The organism is Kribbella sp. CA-293567, from assembly GCF_027627575.1.
In the GTDB taxonomy this organism is placed as follows: Bacteria; Actinomycetota; Actinomycetes; order Propionibacteriales; family Kribbellaceae; genus Kribbella.
This window is the reverse complement of the sequence record NZ_CP114065.1, coordinates 5,892,569-5,913,236: the sequence shown is the minus strand read 5'-3', so window position 1 is coordinate 5,913,236 and position 20,668 is coordinate 5,892,569. Positions and strand designations below refer to the sequence as shown.

The window sequence follows — 20,668 nt, the reverse complement described above, 5'->3', positions numbered from 1 at the left end:
GGGGCGGAAGGACGGCGTGCGCCGCGTGGCTCACTGGCCTAGCCAATAGCTCAATGACCCACTTGTCAATAAGCTCTCCCGTATGGCAGACGACCGCTTCCCCCGTCCGGTACTGCGCACGCGGCTCTACGAACAGGTCGCCGAGCAGATCACCGGCTGGATCGCGGAGAACGGTCTGGGGGCGGGCGACCGGCTGCCGCCCGAGCGTGAACTGGCCGTCCGGCTGGGGGTCAGCCGGGCCACGCTGAGCCAGGCGCTGGTGGCCCTGGAGGTGATCGGCGTCGTCGTGGTCCGGCACGGTGACGGGACCGTGCTGACCGACCGCGCCGGCGCCGGCGCGGTGATCGACGCGATCCGCGCGCACGCGGATCGGCTGCCCGAGATCATCGAGGCGCGGGACGCGCTGGAGTCGAAACTCGCGGCGCTGGCCGCGGTCCGGCGTACGGATGCCGACCTTGCCGCGATCCGGGCCGCGCTGGAGGAGATGGAGCGGGACATCGCCGCCGGCGGCCGCGGCGTCGAAGGGGACGAGTTGTTCCACGGCGCGGTCACGCGGGCGGCGCGGTCGGAGCTGCTGGCACAGATGATGGCGGCGCTGGAAGACCTGATCAAGGAGACCCGGCTCGAGTCGCTGTCGCAGCCCGGCCGGCCCCGCGAGTCCCTCGCCGGACACCGGCGCGTCGCCGACGCCATCGTGGCCGCCGATCCTCGCGCCGCGGCGCAGGCGATGCACGAACACGTCATGCTGGTCAGCGACGTGGCGCTGCTCCGCGAGACCGGCGCGGCGCCGGGTGGTGAGCGAGGCGATGCGGTGTCAGGACGTGTACCTGGTGATCCATCGCGCGAGCAGTCGTGACGGGACTCGAGCAGCTTGCGATCGTCGCCGCCGGGCTCGGGGCCGGCCTGCTGACCTCGACCGTGGGGGTCGCTTCGTTGCTGAGCTTCCCGGTGCTGATCGCGCTGGGGATTCCGCCGGTGGTGGCCAACGCGTCGAACACCGTCGGGCTGATCCCGGCCGGGCTCGGCGGGTCGCTGGGGTATCGGCGGGAACTGCGCGAGCAGCCGAAGGTGACCTGGTTCGTGGTGATCACCTGTGCCGTCGGCTCGGTCGGCGGCGCCGTACTCCTGCTGGCGTTGCCGTCGAGCGTGTTCGAGTCGATCGTGCCGTGGCTGATCCTCTTCACCTGCCTGCTGGTCGGTGCGCAGCCGTGGATTTCCCGCTGGCTGCGATCCCGCAAACCCGACGACCACGGCCCGCGTACTGCGCTGTCGCCCGCGACCACCGTCTTCGCCGCGCTCACCGGGGTCTACGGCGGCTACTTCGGTGCCGGCTCCGGGGTGATGATGATGGCGGTCCTGAGCCTCGGCCTCGACCTGGAGCTCCGGATCGTCAACGCCCTGAAAACCCTGGCCATCCTGGCGGCGAACCTCGTCGCCGGCCTGATCTTCGTCTTCGCTGCCGACCTCGACTACGCCGCCGTCGGGTTGCTCGCGGCGGGCTCAGTCGTCGGCGGCTACGCCGGCAGCCACATCGGCCGGTTGCTGCCACCCACCCTGCTGCGCGTCCTGATCGTGCTGGCCGGCATCACCGCCGCCGTCACGATGCTCTGACCCGGGACGGCGTCAGAAGACCAGCCGGCCCAGACCGCTGAGCGCGATCAGGCCGAGGACGCCACCGTTGATCCACTTGTGATCGGCGAGCACGGCGACGAACTCGCGGATGGTGGCGCTCGGCCAGAAGTAGGCGGCCGTCGGGGCACCGAGGACCTGACCGTTGACCTTCGCCTTGCGGGCGGTGAAGGCGGCGCGCAGAGCGTGGTAGTTGTTCGTGACGATCAGGCAGCGGTACTTCGGATTCAGCCCGGCCATCAGCCGGCCACTGAAGGTGAGGTTCTGGAAGGTCGACCTGGACTCGTCCTCGAGCAGGATCTGGTCGGCCGGTACGCCGCGCTCGACCAGGTAGACCGCCATCGCGTGCGACTCGGGGACGTCCTCGCCCGGACCCTGGCCACCGGAGGTGATCAGCAGCGGGGTCCGGCCCTTCGAATGCTCCTTCTGCCAGGCGGTTCTGGCCCGGTCGAGGCGGCTCGCCAGCAGCGGCGGTACGCGGGACCCACGGAGGCCGGAGCCGAGCACGACGATGAAGTCGACCTTGCGGAGCAGCCGGACCCGGGCGTAGACGAACGAGTACGCCAGAAAGCAGACGAACAGGAACGAGACGTAGGTGAGCATCCCGATCAGCGTCGCCCGGATCGTCTCCAGCGCCGGCGACGAGAGCTGCTGGACGATCACGTTGAACCCGACGAACGCGATGATGCCGGTACCGGCCAGCAGGGACAGCAGGTTGGCCGGCCGGTGGCCCTCGCGCTTCCACATCGTCACGCCGTTGGCGGTCAGGAAGATCGCCAGCACGAAGATGGTCAGCGGGATCGCGACCAGTACCGCGAACACCACGAAGTTGGCCGCGGGCTCGTAGACCGAGTCGATCAGGAACACCGTGCCGATACCGGCGAACATCAGCGCCAGCACCAGGAAGACGCCGTTGCGCAGCACCCGCCGGTCCCGGATCCAGGTGATCAGGAAGAGCAGGAACCAGAACCCGGAGATTCCGAACGGAATGACCAGACCGCTGTCGATCACTTCGGGTAGCTCCAAGGTCGCCGAGGGCACGGAGTCGTCATCAAATCATGCCCTCGGCAAGCAAGGGGGGATCCGCGCCCCTGGGTCGTCAGGCCAGCTTGGTGAGCGAGGAGATTGTTGCCTTGTGCAAGTGGGAGATCACGTTCAGGGTCCTGGAGTCGCCGCGGTACAGGTGCGCACCGGACTCGAACAGCAGGTACGCCCGGCCACCGAACTCGGTGATGCCCTCGGACATGCTCGGCGCCCGGAAGCAGCTCAGCCTGGCCTTGTCCAGATCGGGCTGGCCGCGGCGGACGACGTACAGGTTGCTGCGCTTGTCGCGGCCGTACGACGTGCTGAAGACGAAGTGCGTGCCGGTGACCAGCAGGCCCTGGGTCTTGGTGGGGATCTCCCAGGCCTTCTTCACCGTGGTCAGCGAGCCGTTGCTGTTGATCTTGTACTGGTACATCTTGTCGCGGCCCTTGTCGTTGAACTTGCCCGACCAGACGTAGCCGCCGTAGCTGGTCAGGAAGGACGCGCCGTAGACCTTGCGCTCGGCACCGACCGGCTTGATGTACGGCGTACCGGCGGCCTTCATCGCGGTCTTGAGCGTGGACAGCTTGTACTTACGGATGCCGTTGGTGCTGCCCTGGACGAAGGCCCAGCCGTTGCTGGTGGTGATTCCGCCGCCGTGGGTGGCGTCGATCGCGACGACGCCGGCCGTCTTGTTGGTGGCCGGGTCGATGCCGATGATCTGCGACCGCGCGCCCTTGCGGTAGGAGACGACGAGCAACAGGTTCTTCTTGCCGTCCCAGTTGAACCAGGTGCCGAGACCCTGCGGCGTGTGCGTGCCGAGGCTCGCCACGGCGGCGCTCTTGCCGAAGCGGGCGTCGTAAACCTTCGACGCGGAAGGCCCGTCGTAGAAGGGCTTTCCGCCGGTCGCGGTGCTGCAAGTGATCGCCCTCGCCGCGACCTGCGCTGCCTGGGCGGCGGGTGCGGCGGTGCTCTGGGTGGCGGCCTGCGAACTGTCGGACCCGTTGACCGCGACGATCGCGGCGGCTCCGCCGGCCAGTACCGCGGCCAGTCCCAGTGCGGTGGTCTTGGTGAGACGCAAGATGTGTTCCTCTCGAAAGGGCTTGCGGCCGACCTTAACTACTTCTGGAGGTCAGTCAGGAAGCGATTCAGCGCGGTGGGCTCGAGGTCCGGGCTGTAGGCGGCGTAGTTCGGCTGGTTCCAGCCCGGTTCGCCACCGAAGGCCAGATAGCTGGCGCCGGCCTGCTGGACCAGCAGCTCACCGGCGCAGATGTCCCAGGCGTTGTTCGAGAAGCCGACCGTCGCGTCGACCCAGCCGGCCGCGACGTGGGCGAGGCTGAGAGCGGAGCTGCCCGGCCGGCGCAGCGTTCCGTACGCCGACACCAGTTCCCCGAAGGAAGCCAGGCCTTCGGCTCCGTCGGCCGCGATGTCGCGGGCACTCGGATAGCTGGTCAGGATGGTCGCCTCGGCCTCCTCGCGGGGGCCGGACGAGCGCAGTGGACTGGCGTTGAGCCAGGCGCCGGTCAGGTCGGCGGTGAAGAGGTTGCCCGCCATCGGGTCGAGGATCGCGCCGGCCACGATCCGGCCGTCGAGGACGGCGCCGATCGAGGTACAGAAGAAGGACAGGCCGCGGGCGAAGTTCGCCGTGCCGTCGATCGGGTCGACGTACCAGGTGATCTCGCCCCGGCCTTGGTGCTCACCGTCCTCCTCGCCGACGATGGTGCTGCCGGGGAAACGCTCGGTGAGCAGCGCGGAGATGGTCTCCTCGGCCCGCCGGTCGTGCACCGTCACCGGGTCGTGCTTGTCGCGCTTGAACTCGACGTCCATCCCCGCGCGGAAGGCGGTCCGCAGATCGTCGGCGACGAGCCGGGCGGCCTCGGAGGCGGTGGCGGACAGGTCCTGGGAGAGCGCGAGCAGCTCGGCATCGGAGGGCATGCACTCAAAGTATCCGAGACGATATGCAAAGCTGCACGGGACCAACGAAGGGTGTGGGGCAGATGACGAAGAACTGGGCCGGCAACATCACCTTCTCGGCAGACGTCCGGACGCCCCGGACGGTGCCCGAGCTCCAGGAGCTGGTGCGGCTGTCGGAGAACGTCAGAGTGCTGGGCAGCGGGCATTCGTTCAACCGGATCGCGGACACGACCGGCACGCTGCTGTCGGTCGCGGGGCTGCCGAGGATCGCCTCGATCGACCTCTCCGACGACTCGGTCAGCATCTCGGCCGGCCTGCGGTACGGCGAAGTAACGGCCGCCCTGCAGGACGAGGGCCGGGCGTTGCACAACCTCGGTTCGCTGCCCCACATCTCCGTCGCGGGTGCGTGCGCGACCGGAACACACGGCTCCGGCGACACCAACCGGCCGCTGGCCGCCGCGGTCCGCGCGATCACCTTCGTCGCCGCGGACGGCGAGCTGGTCACGCTCGCCCGCGGCGACGCCGACTTCCCCGGCTCGGTCATCTCGCTCGGCGCCCTGGGGGTGACCGTCCTGCTCCAGCTCGACACGCAACCGTCGTACGAGCTCAGCCAGGTCGTGTACGACGGACTGCCGGTGGCGCGCCTCGGCACGGACTTCGAGGAGATCTTCGCCAGCGCCTACAGCGTCAGTGCCTTCACCGACTGGGTCGACCCGGACGTGATGGTCTGGCGCAAGATGCACGCCGGTACGCCGTACGAGCCGACCTGGCTGGGGGCCCGGCAGGCCGACGGCTCCCGGCACCCGATCAAGTCGATGCCCGCGGACTTCGCGACCCAGCAGCACGGGGTCGTCGGGGCCTGGAACGAACGGCTGCCGCACTTCAGGTTGGAGTTCACCCCGAGCAACGGCGAGGAGCTCCAGTCGGAGTACTTCGTCCCGCGCGCCGCGGCGCCGCAGGCCTTCGAGGAGCTCCAGCGGCTCGGCGAGCGGATGGCTCCGGTCATCCAGATCTCCGAGGTTCGCACGATCGCCGCCGACGAGCAGTGGCTGAGCCCGAGCCAGGGCCGCGACACGGTCGCTCTGCACTTCACCTGGATCCAGGACGAGGCAGCGGTCCGGCCTGTCGTCGCCGATCTCGAAGAGGCGTTGCTGCCGCTGGGTGCGCGGCCGCACTGGGGGAAGGTCTTCACCGCCGACGCGGCGACTCTGCGGGAATGCTATCCGATGGTGCCGGAGTTTGTTGCGCTGGCTGGGCGGTACGACCCTGCGGGTAAGTTTCGCAACGACTACCTCAATACTTACTTGCCTTCTTGAGTATTTGCCCCGCCCGTACTCGCGTTGCAGCTTGAGCGTCGTGCCCACCCGGGGTCGGTGAGAGGCCGAGTGGGCGTGGATGGTGCGGTTCGCTGTGGGCTGGCGTTGTAGCAATCGCCGCAGCCGCAGCCGCAGCCGCAGCAGCCGCAGCAGCCGGGGGTGTCAGCTGGTGTGGTCGTGATGCCTGGTGCGTGGTAAGCGGGGTTGTCGCCGATGCCTGGTGCGTGGTAAGCGGGGTTGTCGCCGATGCCTGGTGCGTGCGGAGCGGGTTGTCGCCGGCGCCGGCGTCCTGCGCTACCCGTCCGAGTGCCGACTGACGGCATCACCGCCTTCCCGCCTGACAGTGAAGTGTTGACGACTCTCAGGTCCTGACCTACCTTTTGTCGAAACGCTTCGACGAAGCGTTTCGATGAGGAGGGTGCCGTGGCGACGATGACTGATGTCGCCCAGCGTGCCGGGGTGTCGGTCAGCACCGTTTCCTATGTGCTGACCGGGACGCGGCCGATCTCGGAGGCGACCCGGGAGCGGGTGCTGACGGCGATGGCCGAGCTCGGGTACCAGCCCAACGCGATGGCGCGTGGACTGGCCAGCCGGCGTAGCAACATTCTTGGGTTGTTGCTGCCGTTGACCGGCCGGTCCCTCGGGGCGACCGAGACCGCGTTCGTCACCGGCGCCACCGAGGCGGCTCGGCAGGCTGGTTACCACTTGATGCTGTGCCCGGTCGGTGCCGACGACAGTGAGGAACTGCGGACGCTGGCGACCCAGCGGTTGCTCGACGGGTTCCTGGTGATGGAGGTACAGCTGGCCGATCGACGGGTCGAACTGCTGCGGGAGCTGGAGGCTCAGTTCGTGCTGATCGGCCGCACCGACGACCAGGACGGGCTGGCCTGTGTCGACATCGACTTCGATCAGACCGTCGACGACGCGGTCGCGCACCTGGTCGGGCTGGGGCACCGGACAGTTGCCTATGTCAACCATTCCGCGGCTAGCCTGGCCAGCGGGTACGGCCCGGCGCGCCGAACGGCGGCCGCCTTCGAGGCCGCGCTGCGGCGGCACGAGATCGACGGCGTGATGGTGCCGACGGAGGACACCGCCACCGGTGGCCGCCAAGCGATCCGGGAGGCGCGGGAGCGACGTCCGCAAGTGACCGGCGTGCTGGTGATGAACGAGAACGCCGCGCTCGGCATCCTGGCCGAACTGCGCGAAGCCGGCCTGGACGTGCCGTGGGACATCTCGGTGGTGTCGATGGTGACGTCGGAGGTGGTTGCCGACTTGGCCAGCCCGACTCTGACGGCGATGACGTCACCAGGCGCCGACCTGGCGGCAGCGGCCACCCGGGTCCTGCTGCGACGGCTGGCCGACGGCGACTGTACGACGTACGAGGAGTTGCTGCCGTGTGTGCTGGAGGTCCGGGGAACCAGTGCCAGACCACGAAAGCTGAAGTAGGAGGCGTCCGCCGCCGCGCTGCAACGCGACGACGGACCGAGGAACCACCGGACAGACACCCGTTCAAAGGAGTACACCCATGCGGTCTCCCCGCACCATGATCTCAATGGGGGCGGCGATGGTCTCGCTCGCCCTCGTCCTGGCCGGCTGCAGTGGCGGCGACGACGGTGCCGCCGGCGACGGTGGCCAGGGCGGAACGCTGAAGCTGTGGCACTACGAGAGCGCGAACGGCGCGATGGGCAAGGCCTGGGACCGGGCCATCGAGGTGTTCGAGAGCGAGCATCCCGGGGTGACCGTGCAGTTCGAGCGCAAGGCGTTCGAGCAGATCCAGCAGAACGCCTCGATGATCCTCGCCTCCGACCAGGCGCCCGACCTGATGGAGTACAACAAGGGCAACGCCACCGCCGGACTGCTCAGCTCCAAGGGCCTGCTGACCGACCTGAGTGACGAGGTCGCGAGCCGCGGCTGGGACAAGGCGCTCAGCCCGAGCCTGCAGACCACCGCCCGGTACGACGAGAAGGGCGTGATGGGGTCGGGCAACTGGTTCGGCGTCCCGAACTACGGCGAGTACGTGATGGTCTACTACAACAAGGCGCTCTTCCAGCAGTACGGCGTCGCCGTACCGAAGACGCTCGACGAGCTGACCGCCGCGATGGACACCTTCGTGGCGAAGAAGGTCACGCCGCTCGGGATGGCCGGCGCGGAGTACCCGGCCGGGCAGCTGTACTACCAGCTCGCGCTCTCCAAGGCCGACCGCTCGTTCGTCGACAACTACCAGCTCTACAAGGGCAGCGTCGACTTCCAGGCCGATCCGCTCAGGTACGGCGCCGAGACCTTCCGGCAGTGGGTCGGCAAGGGCTACGTCTCCAAGCAGTCGGCCAGCCTGAAGGCCGAGGACATGGGCACCGCGTTCATCGCGGGCCGGACGCCGATGATCGTCAGCGGCTCCTGGTGGCACGGCCGGTTCGCCAGCGAGATCAAGAAGTTCGAGTGGGGCACGTTCCTGTTCCCGGGCAACAAGCTGAACGCCGGATCGTCCGGCAACCTCTGGGTCGTCCCTGAGCAGTCGAAGAACAAGAAGCTGGCCTACGACTTCATCGACATCACCATGCGGCCGGAGATCCAGACCATCATGGCCAACAACGGCGGCGTACCGGTCAAGGCCGACCTGTCCCAGGTGACGGATCCGAGGAACAAGGAGCTGATCGCCAACTTCGCCGCGATCACCAAGGACGACGGCCTGGCCTTCTACCCGGACTGGCCGGTGCCGGGGTACTACGACGTGCTGGTGGCCGGCGGACAGTCGCTGATCAACGGCTCGAAGAACCCCGATCAGGTGCTCGTCGATCTCGGCAAGGCCTATCACCGGGGTGTCGAAGAAATCAAGAACGGATGACCCGCGGGAAGGCAGGCTACTGGTGGTACCTGCTGCCCGGAGCCGTCGCCTTCACCGCCGTCGTCGCCGTCCCGTTCGGCGCCAACCTGTACCTGTCGCTGACGAAGTGGTCCGGGATCGGCGACCCGCGCTGGATCGGCCTGGACAACTACAGCCGGCTGCTGCGCGACGAGGTCTTCTGGACGTCGTTCCGCAACACCGCGGCGATGGTGATCGCGATGGTGGTGGTGCCGACCCTGATCGGGCTGCTGCTGTCGGCCGCGTTGTTCGACGTGATCGGCCGGCGGTTCGGGCCGCGGACGGCCTCGTTCCTGCGGGCCACCTTCTACCTGCCGCAGGTGCTGCCGGTGGTCGTGGCCGGCATCCTGTGGGGCTGGCTGCTGCGGCCCGACGGCGCGGTCAACGCGGTCGGCCGGGCGATCGGCCTCGGCGAGCACGACTGGCTGGGTGATCCGAAGACGGCGCTGCCGATGGTGATGCTGGTGATGATCTGGGTCCAGATCGGCTATCCGGTGGTGATCTTCCTGGCCGCGCTGCAACGGGTCGACCCCGACCTGTACGAGGCGGCCGAGATCGACGGGGCCGGCTGGTTCGCCCGGTTCCGGGCGATCACGCTGCCGCAGATCCGGCCGGAGACGTTCGTCGTCACGCTGACCTGCACGATCGCCGCGCTGAAGGTGTTCGGCCCGATCTGGGCGCTCACCCGCGGTGGCCCCGACAACGCCACCACCGTGCCGTCGTACTTCGCCTACAACGCGTTCTTCAACAAGCTCCAGGTCGGGTACGGCGCCGCCGTGGCGACCGCGCTCACTCTGGTGATCGTTGCCGTGAGCATCGGCTTTCTGAAGGTTCAGAGGAGGGCCGAGGAGTGAGCCGCGCGGACCCCGATCGTTTCCGGCAGGGCAAGGCCCGCTGGGTGGTTCTGGTGCTGGTCGCCCTGACCGCGGCACTGGTCCTGGTGCCGTTCGCCGTCATGGTGATGAACGCCTTCAAGTCGCCTGCCGACTACTCCGGCAACGGGCCGTTGGCGTGGCCCGAGTCGTTCCAGCTCGACGGGCTGAAAACCTACTGGCGGCAGGTGCAGTTCGAGGGCAAGCTGCTCAACTCGGTCGTCATCGCGGGCTCCGTCGCGGTGCTGGGTGTCGTCCTGTCACTGCTGAACGCCTACGCGCTCGGCATCGGCCGGGTCCGCGGCCGGCTGTGGATCGTCGCGTTGTTCCTGCTGGCGAACATGATTCCGCAGGAGGCACTGGTCTATCCGCTCTACGCGATGGCGAAGTGGACCGGTCTGTACAACAGCCGGCTGAGCGTGATCATCATCTTCACCGTCATCCAGAGCGCGTTCGGGACGTACCTGCTCGCCTCCGTGCTCGGGACCTTCCCCAAGGCGCTGCTCGAAGCGGCCGCGCTGGACGGCGCCGGGCGCTGGACCACGCTGTGGCGGGTGGTCGTGCCGACCGTCCGGCCGACGCTGTCGGTGCTGCTGATCTTCTTCTTCATCTGGACCTGGAACGAGTTCTTCATCCCGCTGGTGATGCTGATCGACAACAGCACCCAGACCGTCCCGCTCGCCCTGGCGTCCCTGCAGGGCGACCGGCTGATGGACGCCACCACCACGAACGCCGGAGCGCTGATCAGTCTGCTCCCGACGGTCGTGTTCTTCCTGATCTTCCAGCGCACCCTGACCCGCGGCGTCACCGTCGGCGCGGTCAAGTAGAGAGGCAGTCGATGAAGTTCACAGACGGCTACTGGCAGCTTCGCCCCGGCCTGACCAGATTGCGTCCGGCGGCGGTCGAGAGCGTCGAGACCACCGAACGGACCCTGGTCGCGTACGCGCCGGCCAAACAGATCGTCGGGCGTGGGGACACCCTCAACCAGCCGCTGTTCACGATCACCGTGAGCTCACCGGCGCCCGGCGTGATCGGGGTCCGGATCGAGCACCACAGCGGCGGAGTACCACCGCGGCCGGCGTACCGGCTGACGACCGAGCAGGACCACCCGGTCAAGATCGAGGTGGACGACGAGGTGGCCCGGCTGACCAGTGGCGACCTCACCGCGGTCCTCGAGCTCGACGGCCCGTGGAACCTGCGCTTCGAGCGGGACGGCCGGGTGCTGACCGGTTCGTCGGCCCGCAGCATCGGACTCGTCACCGACGCCGACGGCAGGCACCACCTGCACGAGCAGTTGGCGCTCGGCGTCGGCGAGACCGTCTACGGCCTCGGCGAGCGGTTCGGTCCGCTGGTGAAAAACGGCCAGGTGATCGACATCTGGAACGCCGACGGCGGTACGTCCAGCGAGCAGGCCTACAAGAACGTCCCGTTCTACCTGACCAGCGCCGGGTACGGCGTCCTGGTGGACACGCCGGCGAAGGTCTCCTTCGAGGTGGGGTCGGAGGTGGTCTCGCGCAACCAGTTCAGCGTCGAGGGACAGGAGCTGAGCTACTACGTCATCAGCGGTCCCACCCCGAAGGACGTGCTGCGTCGCTACACCGCGCTGACCGGACGGCCCGCCCGGGTACCGGCCTGGTCGATGGGGCTCTGGCTGTCCACCTCCTTCACCACCGACTACACCGAGGAGACGACGAACAGCTTCGTCGCGGGGATGGCGTCGCGCGACCTGCCGCTCAGCGTCTTCCACTTCGACTGTTTCTGGATGCGCCAGTTCCACTGGTGCGACTTCCTCTGGGACCCGGCGGCGTTCCCCGATCCGGCCGGGATGCTGCGCCGGCTGAAGGAGCGGGGGCTGCGGATCAGCTTGTGGATCAACCCCTACATCGCCCAGCGGTCGTCGCTGTTCGAGGAGGGACGGCGGCTCGGCTTCCTGCTGAAGCGGCCCGACGGCTCGGTCTGGCAGTGGGACATGTGGCAGGCCGGGATGGCCATCGTCGACTTCACCAATCCGGCCGCGACCCAGTGGTTCCGGTCGAAGCTGCAGGGGCTGATCGACCTCGGGGTGGACTGTTTCAAGACCGACTTCGGCGAGCGGATCCCGACCGAGGACGTGGTCTGGTTCGACGGCTCCGATCCGGAGCGGATGCACAACTACTACCCGCACCTCTACAACGAGGCCGTGTTCGAACTGCTGGAGGAGAACCGGGGCAAGGGCGACGCCGTCCTGTTCGCGAGGTCGGCGACGGTCGGTGGGCAGCAGTTCCCGGTGCACTGGGGTGGTGACTGCGAGTCGACCTTCGAGGCGATGGCCGAGTCGCTGCGGGGCGGGCTCTCGCTGGCGTCGTCCGGCTTCGGCTACTGGAGTCACGACATCGGCGGCTTCGAGGGCACGCCCGACGCGGCGGTCTTCAAACGCTGGGTCCCGTTCGGACTGCTCTCGTCGCACTCGCGGCTGCACGGCTCAGGGTCCTACCGGGTGCCGTGGGCCTTCGACGAGGAAGCGGTCGAGGTACTGCGGCGCTTCACCAAGCTGAAGATGTCGCTGATGCCCTACCTGGCCACAGTCGCCGAACAAGCCCACACCGACGGTACGCCGATGATGCGGCCGATGATCCTGGAGTTCCCCACCGATCCCGGCGTCGCCTACCTCGAACGGCAGTACATGCTCGGCCCCGACCTGCTGGTCGCGCCGGTGATGAGCAAGGAGGGTGAGGTCCGGTTCTACCTGCCGGAGGGCACCTGGACCGACCTGCTGACCGGCGAGCAGTTGGCCGGCAGCCGCTGGGTCTCCCAGACCCACGGCTTCGAGAGCCTGCCGGTCCTGGTCCGCCAGGGTGCGGTGATCGCAGTCGGCGCCGTCGACGACCGCCCGGACTACGACTGGGCCGACGGGGTCGAACTGCGCTGGTTCGCGCCCACCGAAGGTCAGGTGGCGCGCGTCCGTCTCCCCGGGCCGAACGGGGAGACCGTCGCGGTCGTCGAGCTCACGCTGACCGACGGCGATGCAGGCGCCCGCGTGGTCGAGGGCGCCTGCGAGCGGTTCACCGTCAGCGTTCGAAAGTAAGACTCTCCAGCGCGATCGACGCGCCGGAGAAGACCGCATAGAGAGCGTGCACCCCGCGAGCAGCAGCGAGCGGGGTGCCGCTCTCCACCCATGTGTGCCGGTGACCGGTCGGCGGGACCTGCACGGTGCCGAGGAGAGGACCGTGCAGCGGATCGTCCAGGCGCAGTTGGATCGTGCCGCTCTCGAGCTGCTCAGAGGCCACCCGGGCGACACAGTGGGTGGCGCCGTTGTCCAGATCCACGTCCTCGAAAGCCAGCCAGGCGCCGGGCTCCAGCGCGCGGACTGCGTCCCCGTACTCGGGGGTGGTGTCGGTCATCGTCGTCGCGCAGTACTCGTCGAACGAGGTCGCGGCCAGGGGTGCGGCGAAGATCTCCCGCGGCGGGATCCACTCGCCGGCCACGTCGAACGATGCGGTCAGCCGGGTGTCCGTGCTGGACCTTCCGATCAGCAGGCTGTGCCGGGCGGTCTCCACGCAGCGCCGGTCGCGGGTGACGTCCCAGAACCCGAGATCGGCCGCCGCGATCCGTAGCTGGACCTCGACGCTCTCGCCGGCGGCCAGTGAGACCTGCTGGAAGTCGCGCAGTTGCCGCAGCGGCTGCTTGGCTCGCGAGCGTTGCTGATGCGTGTAGAGCTGAACGACCTCGCGGCCTGGCCGGGCGCCGGAGTTCGTGACGGTGAGGCTCACCAGGAGCTCACCGTCGGCCTGCACGGAGGTCGAGCTCAGCCGCAGACCGGAGTACGAGAAGGTGGTGTAGCTCAGGCCGTGGCCGAAGGGGTAGAGCGGCGTACCGCGGAAGTAGAGATAGGTCGAGTCGGTGGCGACGATGTCGTAGTCGAGCAGGTCCGGTAGATCGGCGGCCGACCGGTACCACGTCTGCGGCAGCCGGCCGGCCGGATCGGCGTCGCCGAACAGCACGTCCGCGAGCGCCCGGCCGTACTCCTGGCCGCCATGGGCCGACCAGAGCAGGGCGGGCAGATTCTGGTCGGCCCACTCGACCGCGAACGGATAGCTGCTCGACATCACCAGGACGGTCCGTGAGTTGGCGCCGTGCACCGCGCGGACCAGCCGGTCCTGCGCGGCCGGCAGTTCCAGTTCGGTCCGGTCCTCGGTCTCCCGGCCGTTCACCAACGGGTGGTTGCCCACGACAACGATTGCGACCTCCGCGGCGGCCGCCAGCGCGGTCGCCGCGGCCACGCCGTCGATGAGCGTGACGAGTTCGAACGCGGTGGCCGTCTCCGCGGTGGTGGCCGACGCGGTCACCGACCCGTCGGTGGCGACCGTGACGAAGCGGCCGGTGTTGCGATGCCGCAGTACGGAGGATGTCTCGCCGACGGCCAGCAGCTCGAAGGTCTCGTTGACCTCCCAGGTGCTCGGGCCGGGGTGGTCGGCCACGAGGGCGCCGGTGCCGGTCACCGTGACGTACGAACCGGTCTCGACCGAACGCAGGGTCCAGGCGCCGCCACCCCAGTCGAACAGGTCGAACGCTCCGGTGGCGCCGAGTCCGACCACCTTGTCCGCACCGGCGCCGAGGCAGCCGGCATCGGTCCGGAACTCGACCCGGTCCACGCCCTCGCAGTAGTCGACCGCGTCGGCGCCGAGTCGTTCGACCAAGCCGTCGCGAGCCGTGATCCGGTAGGGCAGGGTGCCTGAGTACCAGTCCTCGAGCAACGTGTCCGCGAGTGGTCCGACGACGGCGACTCGCTTGGTCGTTCCGGCACTCAGCGGCAGTACGTGGCATTCGTGCTTCAGCAGCACGATCGACTGCCGGGCTGCGTCCTGAGCCAACTGCCGATGTGCCGGGCAACCGACGATGTCGGCCGCGGGGGAGCGGTAGGGGTCCAGCTCGGCCGGATCGAACTCGCCCAGCCGGATCCGGATGGCCAGCGCGTGCCGCACGGCCTGATCGACATCGGCCGCGCTCAGTTTGCCTTGCTTCAGTGCTTCCGTCACGTGCCGGATCGTCGGGCCGCCGTCGCTGTCGTCCTGCGTGACGCTGTCCACGCCCGCCTTCAGCATCGCCGCGTACGCCGAGACCGTGTCGTCGAAGTAGCCCTGTACGCCGGCCAGGTTGCCCGGGGCACCGGCATCGCTGACCACCAGCAGGTCGTCCTCGGTCCAGGTCCGGACCACTTCGTTGATCAGCGGGCTGAGGTGGGCGGGCCGGCCGTTCACCAGGTTGTACGACGGCATCATCGCCACCGCCGCGCCGGCCTCGATCGGCGCGCGGAACGCGGGCAGCTCGTAGTCGTGCAGGACCCGCGGCGGCAGGTTGCTGGACGTCGTACAGCGGTCGGTCTCGTTGTTGTAGGCAAGGAAGTGCTTGAGCGTCGGCGCGGTCTTCAGGGTGCCCTCGACATCGCCGATCAGCCCGCGGCCGTAGGCGATCGCCAGCAGGCCGGTGAGCCACGGGTCCTCGGAGTAGCCCTCCTCGTTGCGTCCCCAGCGTGGATCGCGCAGCGGGTTCACGACCGGCGCCCACACGTTCAGGCCGACTCCGGCCGGATCGTCGTGGTGAAACCTGCGGACCTCGTCGCCGACGGCCGAGCCGACCGCGCGGACCAGTTCGGGATTCCAGCTGGTGGCCAGCCCGACGGCTTGCGGGAAGACCGTCGCCGGGCCCAGCCAGGAAACTCCGTGCAGGGCCTCGGTGCCGGTCCGGAACGAGGCGATGCCGAGGCGGGGGACGGCTGCCTGGTGCTGGTGGAGCAGCCCGAGCTTCTCGTCCGGGGTGAGCCGGTCGAGCAGGTCACCGAGCCGCTCCGGCAACTTCCTGGCCGGGTCGCGGAACGGCGGAAGGGGAGGGAGCGGCGGATTGCTCATCGGATCGAACTCCGGGTGCGGTTCGGCCGTCTGCCGACGGGGAGCGGAGTCGAAGCGCTTCGACAGTAGAGCGAACCGAGTCGGCGGAGAGTCGACTGGATATCGAAGCGCTTCGATCAGGATTGACACAGAGGGTCGCACCCTCCGCGCGGACGGTCAAGATGTCAGCGCTAACAGCCCGCCACCCGCAGCCCGCCGAGGCGGACCGCGGGCGGCCGGGTCAGGGCTTCCTGGCGGCGGGGAGGCGGCCGGAGTCGAGTTGGTCCAGGGATCGGGCGACGGCGCCGATCGAGGTCGCGTCGTGACCGAAGGTCGAGGCGACGACCTGGCAGCCGCCCGCCTCCGGCGCCAGTGTGCCGTCGATCAGCTCCTTCTCGACGGCCGGCAGCAGCCAGCGGCCGAGGGCGGCGTACGAGCCGCCGAGGACGATGAACTCCGGGTTGAGGACATTGGCCAGCACGCAGACACTCTGGCCGAGCAGCGTTCCGGCCTCGGTCAGAACCTCGACGGTCTCCGTCTCGCCGGCCTCGGCCCGCCTGACCAACTGCTCCATCCGGACCTGCGGATCGGTGTCCGGCAGATCGGCCGCATCGAGCCGAGCGAGCAGTGCGGGGATCCCGGCGACCGCCTCGAGGCAGCCCTGTCGCCCGCAGCCGCACAGCGGACCGTCCGGCCTGACGCGCAGGTGGCCGATCTCGCCGACGTACCCGAGGTTTCCCCGCAATGGCCGCCCATCGCAGATCACCCCAGCTCCCACTCCGGTCTCGCCGGACAACCGGACGAGGTTGGCGCTGCCCGCGTGCGGCCCGTACCGGTACTCCGCCAGCGCCCCGAGGTTCGAGTCGTTGTCGACCAGCACCGGGAAGGCGGGCCGTCCCAGGGTCTCGATCAGATCGCCGCGCAGGTCGACCTCGCGCCAGCCGAGGCCGGCCGCCAGGACGACGGCGCCGTCGCGATTGACCAGGCCCGGCACGCCGACGGTGAGGCCGAGGACATCTCGGCCGGACGCGTGCACCGCGGCGATCGCGCGCCGGGCCAGCGCCGCCAGCGCCGCGACGGCCTTCGCCGGACCGGCATCCGCGCCGGGGCCGGCCCGATGCCAGCGAAGCAGCTGGCCACCGGCGGAGTCGAACGCGATCGCGGTCAGCCCGCGGGCGCTGATCTCCATCCCGATCGCCGCGTACGCCGAGCCGTCGAGCACCAGCAGGGTGGCAGGGCGGCCGACGTGGTTCTGCGTCTGCTGGGTCTCGCGAGTCAGCCGCCGGTCGATCAGCTCGCCGACGATGCTCGTCACGGTCGCCTTGTTCAGGCCCGTCCCGGCGGCGATGGCCGCGCGCGAACAGGGTGCGTTGGCGCGCAGGAATCCGAGCACGGCGGCCAGGTTGGTGGCGCGGACGTCGGAGTGGTCCGCGGTGTGATTGGTCAAGGTCCGTCCCGTTCGGCTCGGCTGGGCGTCTTCGCCCTGGCTCAGTTCTACACCTTGTGGCGTGATCCGTCGTGAGCTAATTTGTTTGGCTACTAGCCCAACTAATCCTACTCCGGGACGGCATCCCGTTCCCAGCGTGAAAGGGAATTCATCGTGATCGGACCTGGAGGCGGCTCCACCAACCGCCGGACTTTCCTGTCCCTGCTCGGCGCCGGCGCGGCCGTGACCGCGGGTGGCGTGACGCTGTCGGGCTGCTCGTCCGGCGACTCCGGGAGCTCGGTGAACGGCCGGGCCGAGACCGAGGACAAGCTCGGCGGACTGCTGCCGAAGTACATCGCCTACGACGGGGTCAAGCCCGACCTGCCGGGGGAGAACGGCGGAGCGCCCGGGTTCACGAAGTACCCGGCGACGCTGCAGCGCGCCGTACCGGACAAGCCGGTCAAGAGCGGCAAGGAGGTGACGGCGATGACCCCGTTGTGGGCGCCGCTGCCGCCGGGACTGGGCAGCAACACCTACTTCGACGCGAACAACGAGCGGATCGGGGCGCCGGTCCGGTTCAACATCCTGAGCGGCAACGACTACGGCGACAAGCTCGGCCCGTTGCTGGCGTCGGGCAACGTGCCCGACCTGCTGTGCGTACCGGGCTGGAACATCTCCGGCCTGACCCGCTTCGGGCAGGCGGCGGACAAGCTGTTCGAGGACCTGACTCCCTACCTTGCCGGTGACAAGGTCGCGGCGTACCCGTTGCTGGCGAACCTGCCGACCAGGGCCTGGGCGTACGGCGTGTGGAACTCGCAACTGAAGGCGGTCCCGTTCCCCTCGACCGGATTCCCGTGGGCGCTGTTCTACCGCAAGGACATCTTCGACCAGGTCGGCGCCGCGCCGCCGAAGACGGCCGACGAACTGCTGGCCCTGGGCAAGCAACTGACCGATGCCCGGGCCAACCGCTGGGCCTTCGGCGGCATCACCGACGAGATCCAGCGCGCCTTCGGAGTGCCGTCGGGCTGGCGCAAGGACTCCAGCGGCAAGCTCGTGCACAAGGTCGAGACGCCGGAGTTCGAGGAGGCGATCGCCTTTGTCCGCAAGGTGTTCCAGAACGGCTACGTGCACCCGACCGTGGTCGGCAACAAGGCGACCGACGAGAAGCCGCTGTTCGAGGGTGGCCAGCTGGTGATCCGGCAGGACGGCCTCGGTGCCTGGCCCGAGTCGCTGCAGCGCCAGTCGTCGATCAACCCGAAGTTCGATATGCAGCCGATCGCGCCGTTCGCGCACGACGGCGGGACGCCGATCACCTGGGGCGGCGACCCGGCCGGCATCTTCACCTTCGTCAAGAAGGGGCTGGGCAAGGACCGGATCGCGGAACTGCTCGGCGTCCTCAACTACACGGCAGCGCCGTTCGGGACCGAGGAGAACCAGCTCTACAGCTACGGGGTCGAGGGCAAGCACTACACCCGGCAGAGCTCCGGCGCGCCCAAGCTGACCGCGCTGGGCCAGAAGGAGGTGGCCACCACCTACACGTTCCTCGGCGGCAGGCCGGAGGCGATCACCCAGAGCGAGTACCCGGGGTACGTCGAGGCGATGAACGCCTGGGGCAACAACGCCGCCAAGCTCCGCGAGCCGAACCTGTTCGAGGGCATCCGGGTCGAGCAGCCGTCCAAGATGGCCGCGCTGGCCCAGCCGTTCGACGACAAGCTGCAGGACATCTACCGCGGCCGGCGGCCGGTCAGCGAGCTCAAGGTGGCCGTGAAGGAGTGGCAGACCAACGGCGGCAACGAGGGCCGCGACTTCTACGCCAAGGTTCTCAGTGACAACGGTCGGTAGCTCGCTGCGCCCGAAGGCCTCGCGGGCCCGCGGCTCCGCGAAGGCGGGCGGAGCGAGCTGGCGGCACCGGCTGCGCCGGGACTGGCCGCTGCTGGCGATGGTGGCACCGGTGATCGTGCTGCTCGGCGTCTTCCACTACTTCCCGACGCTCGGCAACGTGATCGCCTTCCAGGACTACTCGCCGTACGCCGGGATCCGGGGCAGCGACTTCATCGGGTTCGCCAACTTCGAGCGGATGTTCTCCGAGCCGGCGTTCTGGTCGGCGCTGCTGAACACCTTGGCGATCACGGCCTTTCAGCTGGTGTTCTACTTCCCGGTGCCGATCTTCCTGGCCCTGCTGCTGAACAGCGTGCTGTCGGTCCGGCTGCGCACGCTGGTCCAAGGGGTGGTCTACCTGCCGCACTTCTTCTCCTGGGTGCTGGTCGTCTCGCTGTTCCAGCAGATGATCGGTGGCGCCGGGCTGCTCGCGCAGACCCTTCGGTCGAACGGCTACCAGGCGGTCGACCTGATGACGAAGCCCGACAGCTTCATCCTGCTGGTGACCGCGCAGTCGATCTGGAAGGACGCCGGCTGGGGCATGATCGTCTTCCTGGCCGCGCTGAGCACGATCAATCCGGCGCTGTACGAGGCGGCTGCCGCCGACGGCGCCAACCGCTGGCGCCGGCTCTGGCACATCACGCTGCCCGGGCTTCGGCCGGTGATCGTGCTGCTGCTCATCCTTCGTCTCGGTGACGCGCTGACAGTCGGCTTCGAGCAGTTCATCCTGCAACGCAGCGCGGTCGGCGGCGGTGCGGCCGAAGTGCTCGACACCTACGTCTACTACCAGGGTCTGCTCGTCGGCGACTTCGGCTACGGCGCCGCCGCCGGCCTGTTCAAGGGCGTGGTCGGGCTCGTCCTGGTCCTGCTGGCCAACCGATTCGCCCACCTGGTGGGCGAGCAGGGGGTGTATTCCCGATCATGACCACCCAACCCGTCACCTTGCCCCGCCGGCTCACCCGGCGCCGCTCGGAGGAGGAGACCGGCCGTCCGGTCTGGGAGGAGGAGCCCAGCTTCCTCGGCCGGCTGAGCAAACCGGTCGTCCTCGGCCTGGTGATCCTGCTCGTCACGTTCCCCCTGTACGTCGTCGTGGTGACCAGCCTGTCGAGCACCGAAGCGGTGACCCGGGCCGGCGGCCTGGTCGTCGTACCGCGGGAACTCACCGTCGCGGCCTACGTGCAACTGCTCTCCGGCGGCGTGGTCACCCGGGCGCTGCTGATCAGCGTCGTGATCACGGCGATCGGCACCTTCTTCAGCCTGGCGATCACCGTGCTCGCGGCGTACGGGCTGTCGCGGCCGGGGTCGCTGCTGCACCGGCCGCTGCTGTTCGTCGTGTTGCTGACCTTCCTGTTCGGGCCGGGCATCATCCCCAGCTACCTGGTGGTCAACTCGCTCGGCCTGATCAACAGCTACGGCTCGCTGATCCTGCCGACCGCGGTCTCGGCGTTCAACCTGATCGTGATGCGGTCCTTCTTCATGGGGATCCCCGGTGAGCTGATCGACAGCGCCCGGATCGACGGCGCCGGTGAGTTCGCGGTGCTGAGCCGGATCGTGATGCCGCTGTCCAAGGCGGTGGTCGCCGTGGTCGGCCTGTTCTACGCGGTCGGCTACTGGAACGCCTTCTTCAACGCGATGCTCTACCTGAACGACAACAACAAGTGGCCACTGCAGATGGTGCTCCGCACCTACATCGTGCAGGAGCAGGTGCTGCCGACCGGAGCGGGCGGCGTCACCTCGACCGGGATCGGCCTGGCGCCGGCCCCGAGCCTGGCGATCAAGATGGCGATCGTGGTGATCGCGATCGTGCCGGTACTGGTCATCTACCCGTTCATCCAGAAGCACTTCACCAAGGGCGTCATCATCGGCGCGGTCAAGGGCTGAAGCCC

General features: G+C 68.8%; 16 protein-coding genes. 11 read left to right on the top strand and 5 right to left on the bottom strand.

The annotated features are described in order from the left end of the window. The first annotated feature begins 82 nt into the window (after nucleotides 1–82). Complete coding sequence (locus OX958_RS27270) at nucleotides 83–856, top strand: FadR/GntR family transcriptional regulator (RefSeq protein ID WP_270132558.1); 774 nt, start codon at nucleotides 83–85, stop codon at nucleotides 854–856. Further along, nucleotides 853–1,611 (top strand): sulfite exporter TauE/SafE family protein, encoded by a 759-nt coding sequence (locus tag OX958_RS27265; protein WP_270132556.1) that lies wholly within the window; start codon nucleotides 853–855, stop codon nucleotides 1,609–1,611. The genes OX958_RS27270 and OX958_RS27265 overlap by 4 nt, the downstream gene beginning before the upstream one ends. A 12-nt stretch (nucleotides 1,612–1,623) precedes the next feature. Here OX958_RS27265 and OX958_RS27260 read toward each other — a convergent pair whose 3' ends face one another. The 3 genes from OX958_RS27260 to OX958_RS27250 all read right to left on the bottom strand — a co-directional run bounded on the left by OX958_RS27260 (nucleotide 1,624) and on the right by OX958_RS27250 (nucleotide 4,587). Then, nucleotides 1,624–2,655: a YdcF family protein gene (locus OX958_RS27260; RefSeq protein ID WP_270132554.1), complete on the bottom strand. Its 1,032-nt coding sequence runs from the start codon at nucleotides 2,653–2,655 to the stop codon at nucleotides 1,624–1,626. A 73-nt stretch (nucleotides 2,656–2,728) separates the two neighbouring features. Beyond that, on the bottom strand, nucleotides 2,729–3,733 hold the full coding sequence (locus OX958_RS27255; RefSeq protein WP_270132552.1) for a hypothetical protein: 1,005 nt from the start codon (nucleotides 3,731–3,733) through the stop codon (nucleotides 2,729–2,731). Between the two features lie 38 nt (nucleotides 3,734–3,771). After that, entirely contained in the window at nucleotides 3,772–4,587 is an 816-nt protein-coding gene (locus tag OX958_RS27250) for an inositol monophosphatase family protein (RefSeq protein WP_270132550.1), read from the bottom strand. Nucleotides 4,588–4,649: 62 nt separating this feature from the next. Here OX958_RS27250 and OX958_RS27245 point away from each other — a divergent pair, with 62 nt between their 5' ends. The 6 genes from OX958_RS27245 to yicI all read left to right on the top strand — a co-directional run bounded on the left by OX958_RS27245 (nucleotide 4,650) and on the right by yicI (nucleotide 12,678). Further along, a complete protein-coding gene (locus OX958_RS27245) occupies nucleotides 4,650–5,882 on the top strand; it encodes a D-arabinono-1,4-lactone oxidase (RefSeq protein WP_270132548.1) in 1,233 nt (410 codons plus the stop codon). 432 nt (nucleotides 5,883–6,314) lie between these two features. Beyond that, the gene (locus OX958_RS27240; RefSeq protein WP_270139160.1) at nucleotides 6,315–7,328 is read left to right on the top strand and encodes a LacI family DNA-binding transcriptional regulator; all 1,014 of its coding nucleotides are present in this window, start codon (nucleotides 6,315–6,317) and stop codon (nucleotides 7,326–7,328) included. 79 nt (nucleotides 7,329–7,407) lie between these two features. Next, a complete protein-coding gene (locus OX958_RS27235) occupies nucleotides 7,408–8,724 on the top strand; it encodes an ABC transporter substrate-binding protein (protein ID WP_270132547.1) in 1,317 nt (438 codons plus the stop codon). Beyond that, entirely contained in the window at nucleotides 8,721–9,596 is an 876-nt protein-coding gene (locus OX958_RS27230; RefSeq protein ID WP_270132546.1) for a carbohydrate ABC transporter permease, read from the top strand. Before OX958_RS27235 ends, OX958_RS27230 begins: the two co-directional genes overlap by 4 nt. Continuing rightward, entirely contained in the window at nucleotides 9,593–10,441 is an 849-nt protein-coding gene (locus tag OX958_RS27225) for a carbohydrate ABC transporter permease (protein WP_270132544.1), read from the top strand. The genes OX958_RS27230 and OX958_RS27225 overlap by 4 nt, the downstream gene beginning before the upstream one ends. Nucleotides 10,442–10,452: 11 nt before the next feature. Further along, on the top strand, nucleotides 10,453–12,678 hold the full coding sequence (gene yicI, locus OX958_RS27220) for an alpha-xylosidase (protein ID WP_270132543.1): 2,226 nt from the start codon (nucleotides 10,453–10,455) through the stop codon (nucleotides 12,676–12,678). On the opposite strand, the gene OX958_RS27215 is transcribed toward yicI, so the two are convergent. Next, on the bottom strand, nucleotides 12,662–15,499 hold the full coding sequence (locus OX958_RS27215; RefSeq protein ID WP_270132541.1) for a glycoside hydrolase family 3 protein: 2,838 nt from the start codon (nucleotides 15,497–15,499) through the stop codon (nucleotides 12,662–12,664). The genes yicI and OX958_RS27215 overlap by 17 nt on opposite strands. Before the next feature lie 220 nt (nucleotides 15,500–15,719). After that, a complete protein-coding gene (locus tag OX958_RS27210; protein WP_270132540.1) occupies nucleotides 15,720–16,925 on the bottom strand; it encodes an ROK family protein in 1,206 nt (401 codons plus the stop codon). Nucleotides 16,926–17,078: 153 nt separating this feature from the next. Here OX958_RS27210 and OX958_RS27205 point away from each other — a divergent pair, with 153 nt between their 5' ends. The 3 genes from OX958_RS27205 to OX958_RS27195 are packed head-to-tail and all read left to right on the top strand — an operon-like array spanning nucleotide 17,079 to nucleotide 20,663. Next, entirely contained in the window at nucleotides 17,079–18,746 is a 1,668-nt protein-coding gene (locus OX958_RS27205) for an extracellular solute-binding protein (RefSeq protein WP_270132539.1), read from the top strand. Continuing rightward, a complete protein-coding gene (locus OX958_RS27200) occupies nucleotides 18,730–19,707 on the top strand; it encodes an ABC transporter permease (protein ID WP_270132538.1) in 978 nt (325 codons plus the stop codon). Before OX958_RS27205 ends, OX958_RS27200 begins: the two co-directional genes overlap by 17 nt. Next, nucleotides 19,704–20,663, top strand: a complete 960-nt coding sequence (locus tag OX958_RS27195) for a carbohydrate ABC transporter permease (RefSeq protein ID WP_270132537.1) — start codon at nucleotides 19,704–19,706, stop codon at nucleotides 20,661–20,663. Before OX958_RS27200 ends, OX958_RS27195 begins: the two co-directional genes overlap by 4 nt. The last annotated feature ends 5 nt before the right edge of the window (nucleotides 20,664–20,668 follow it).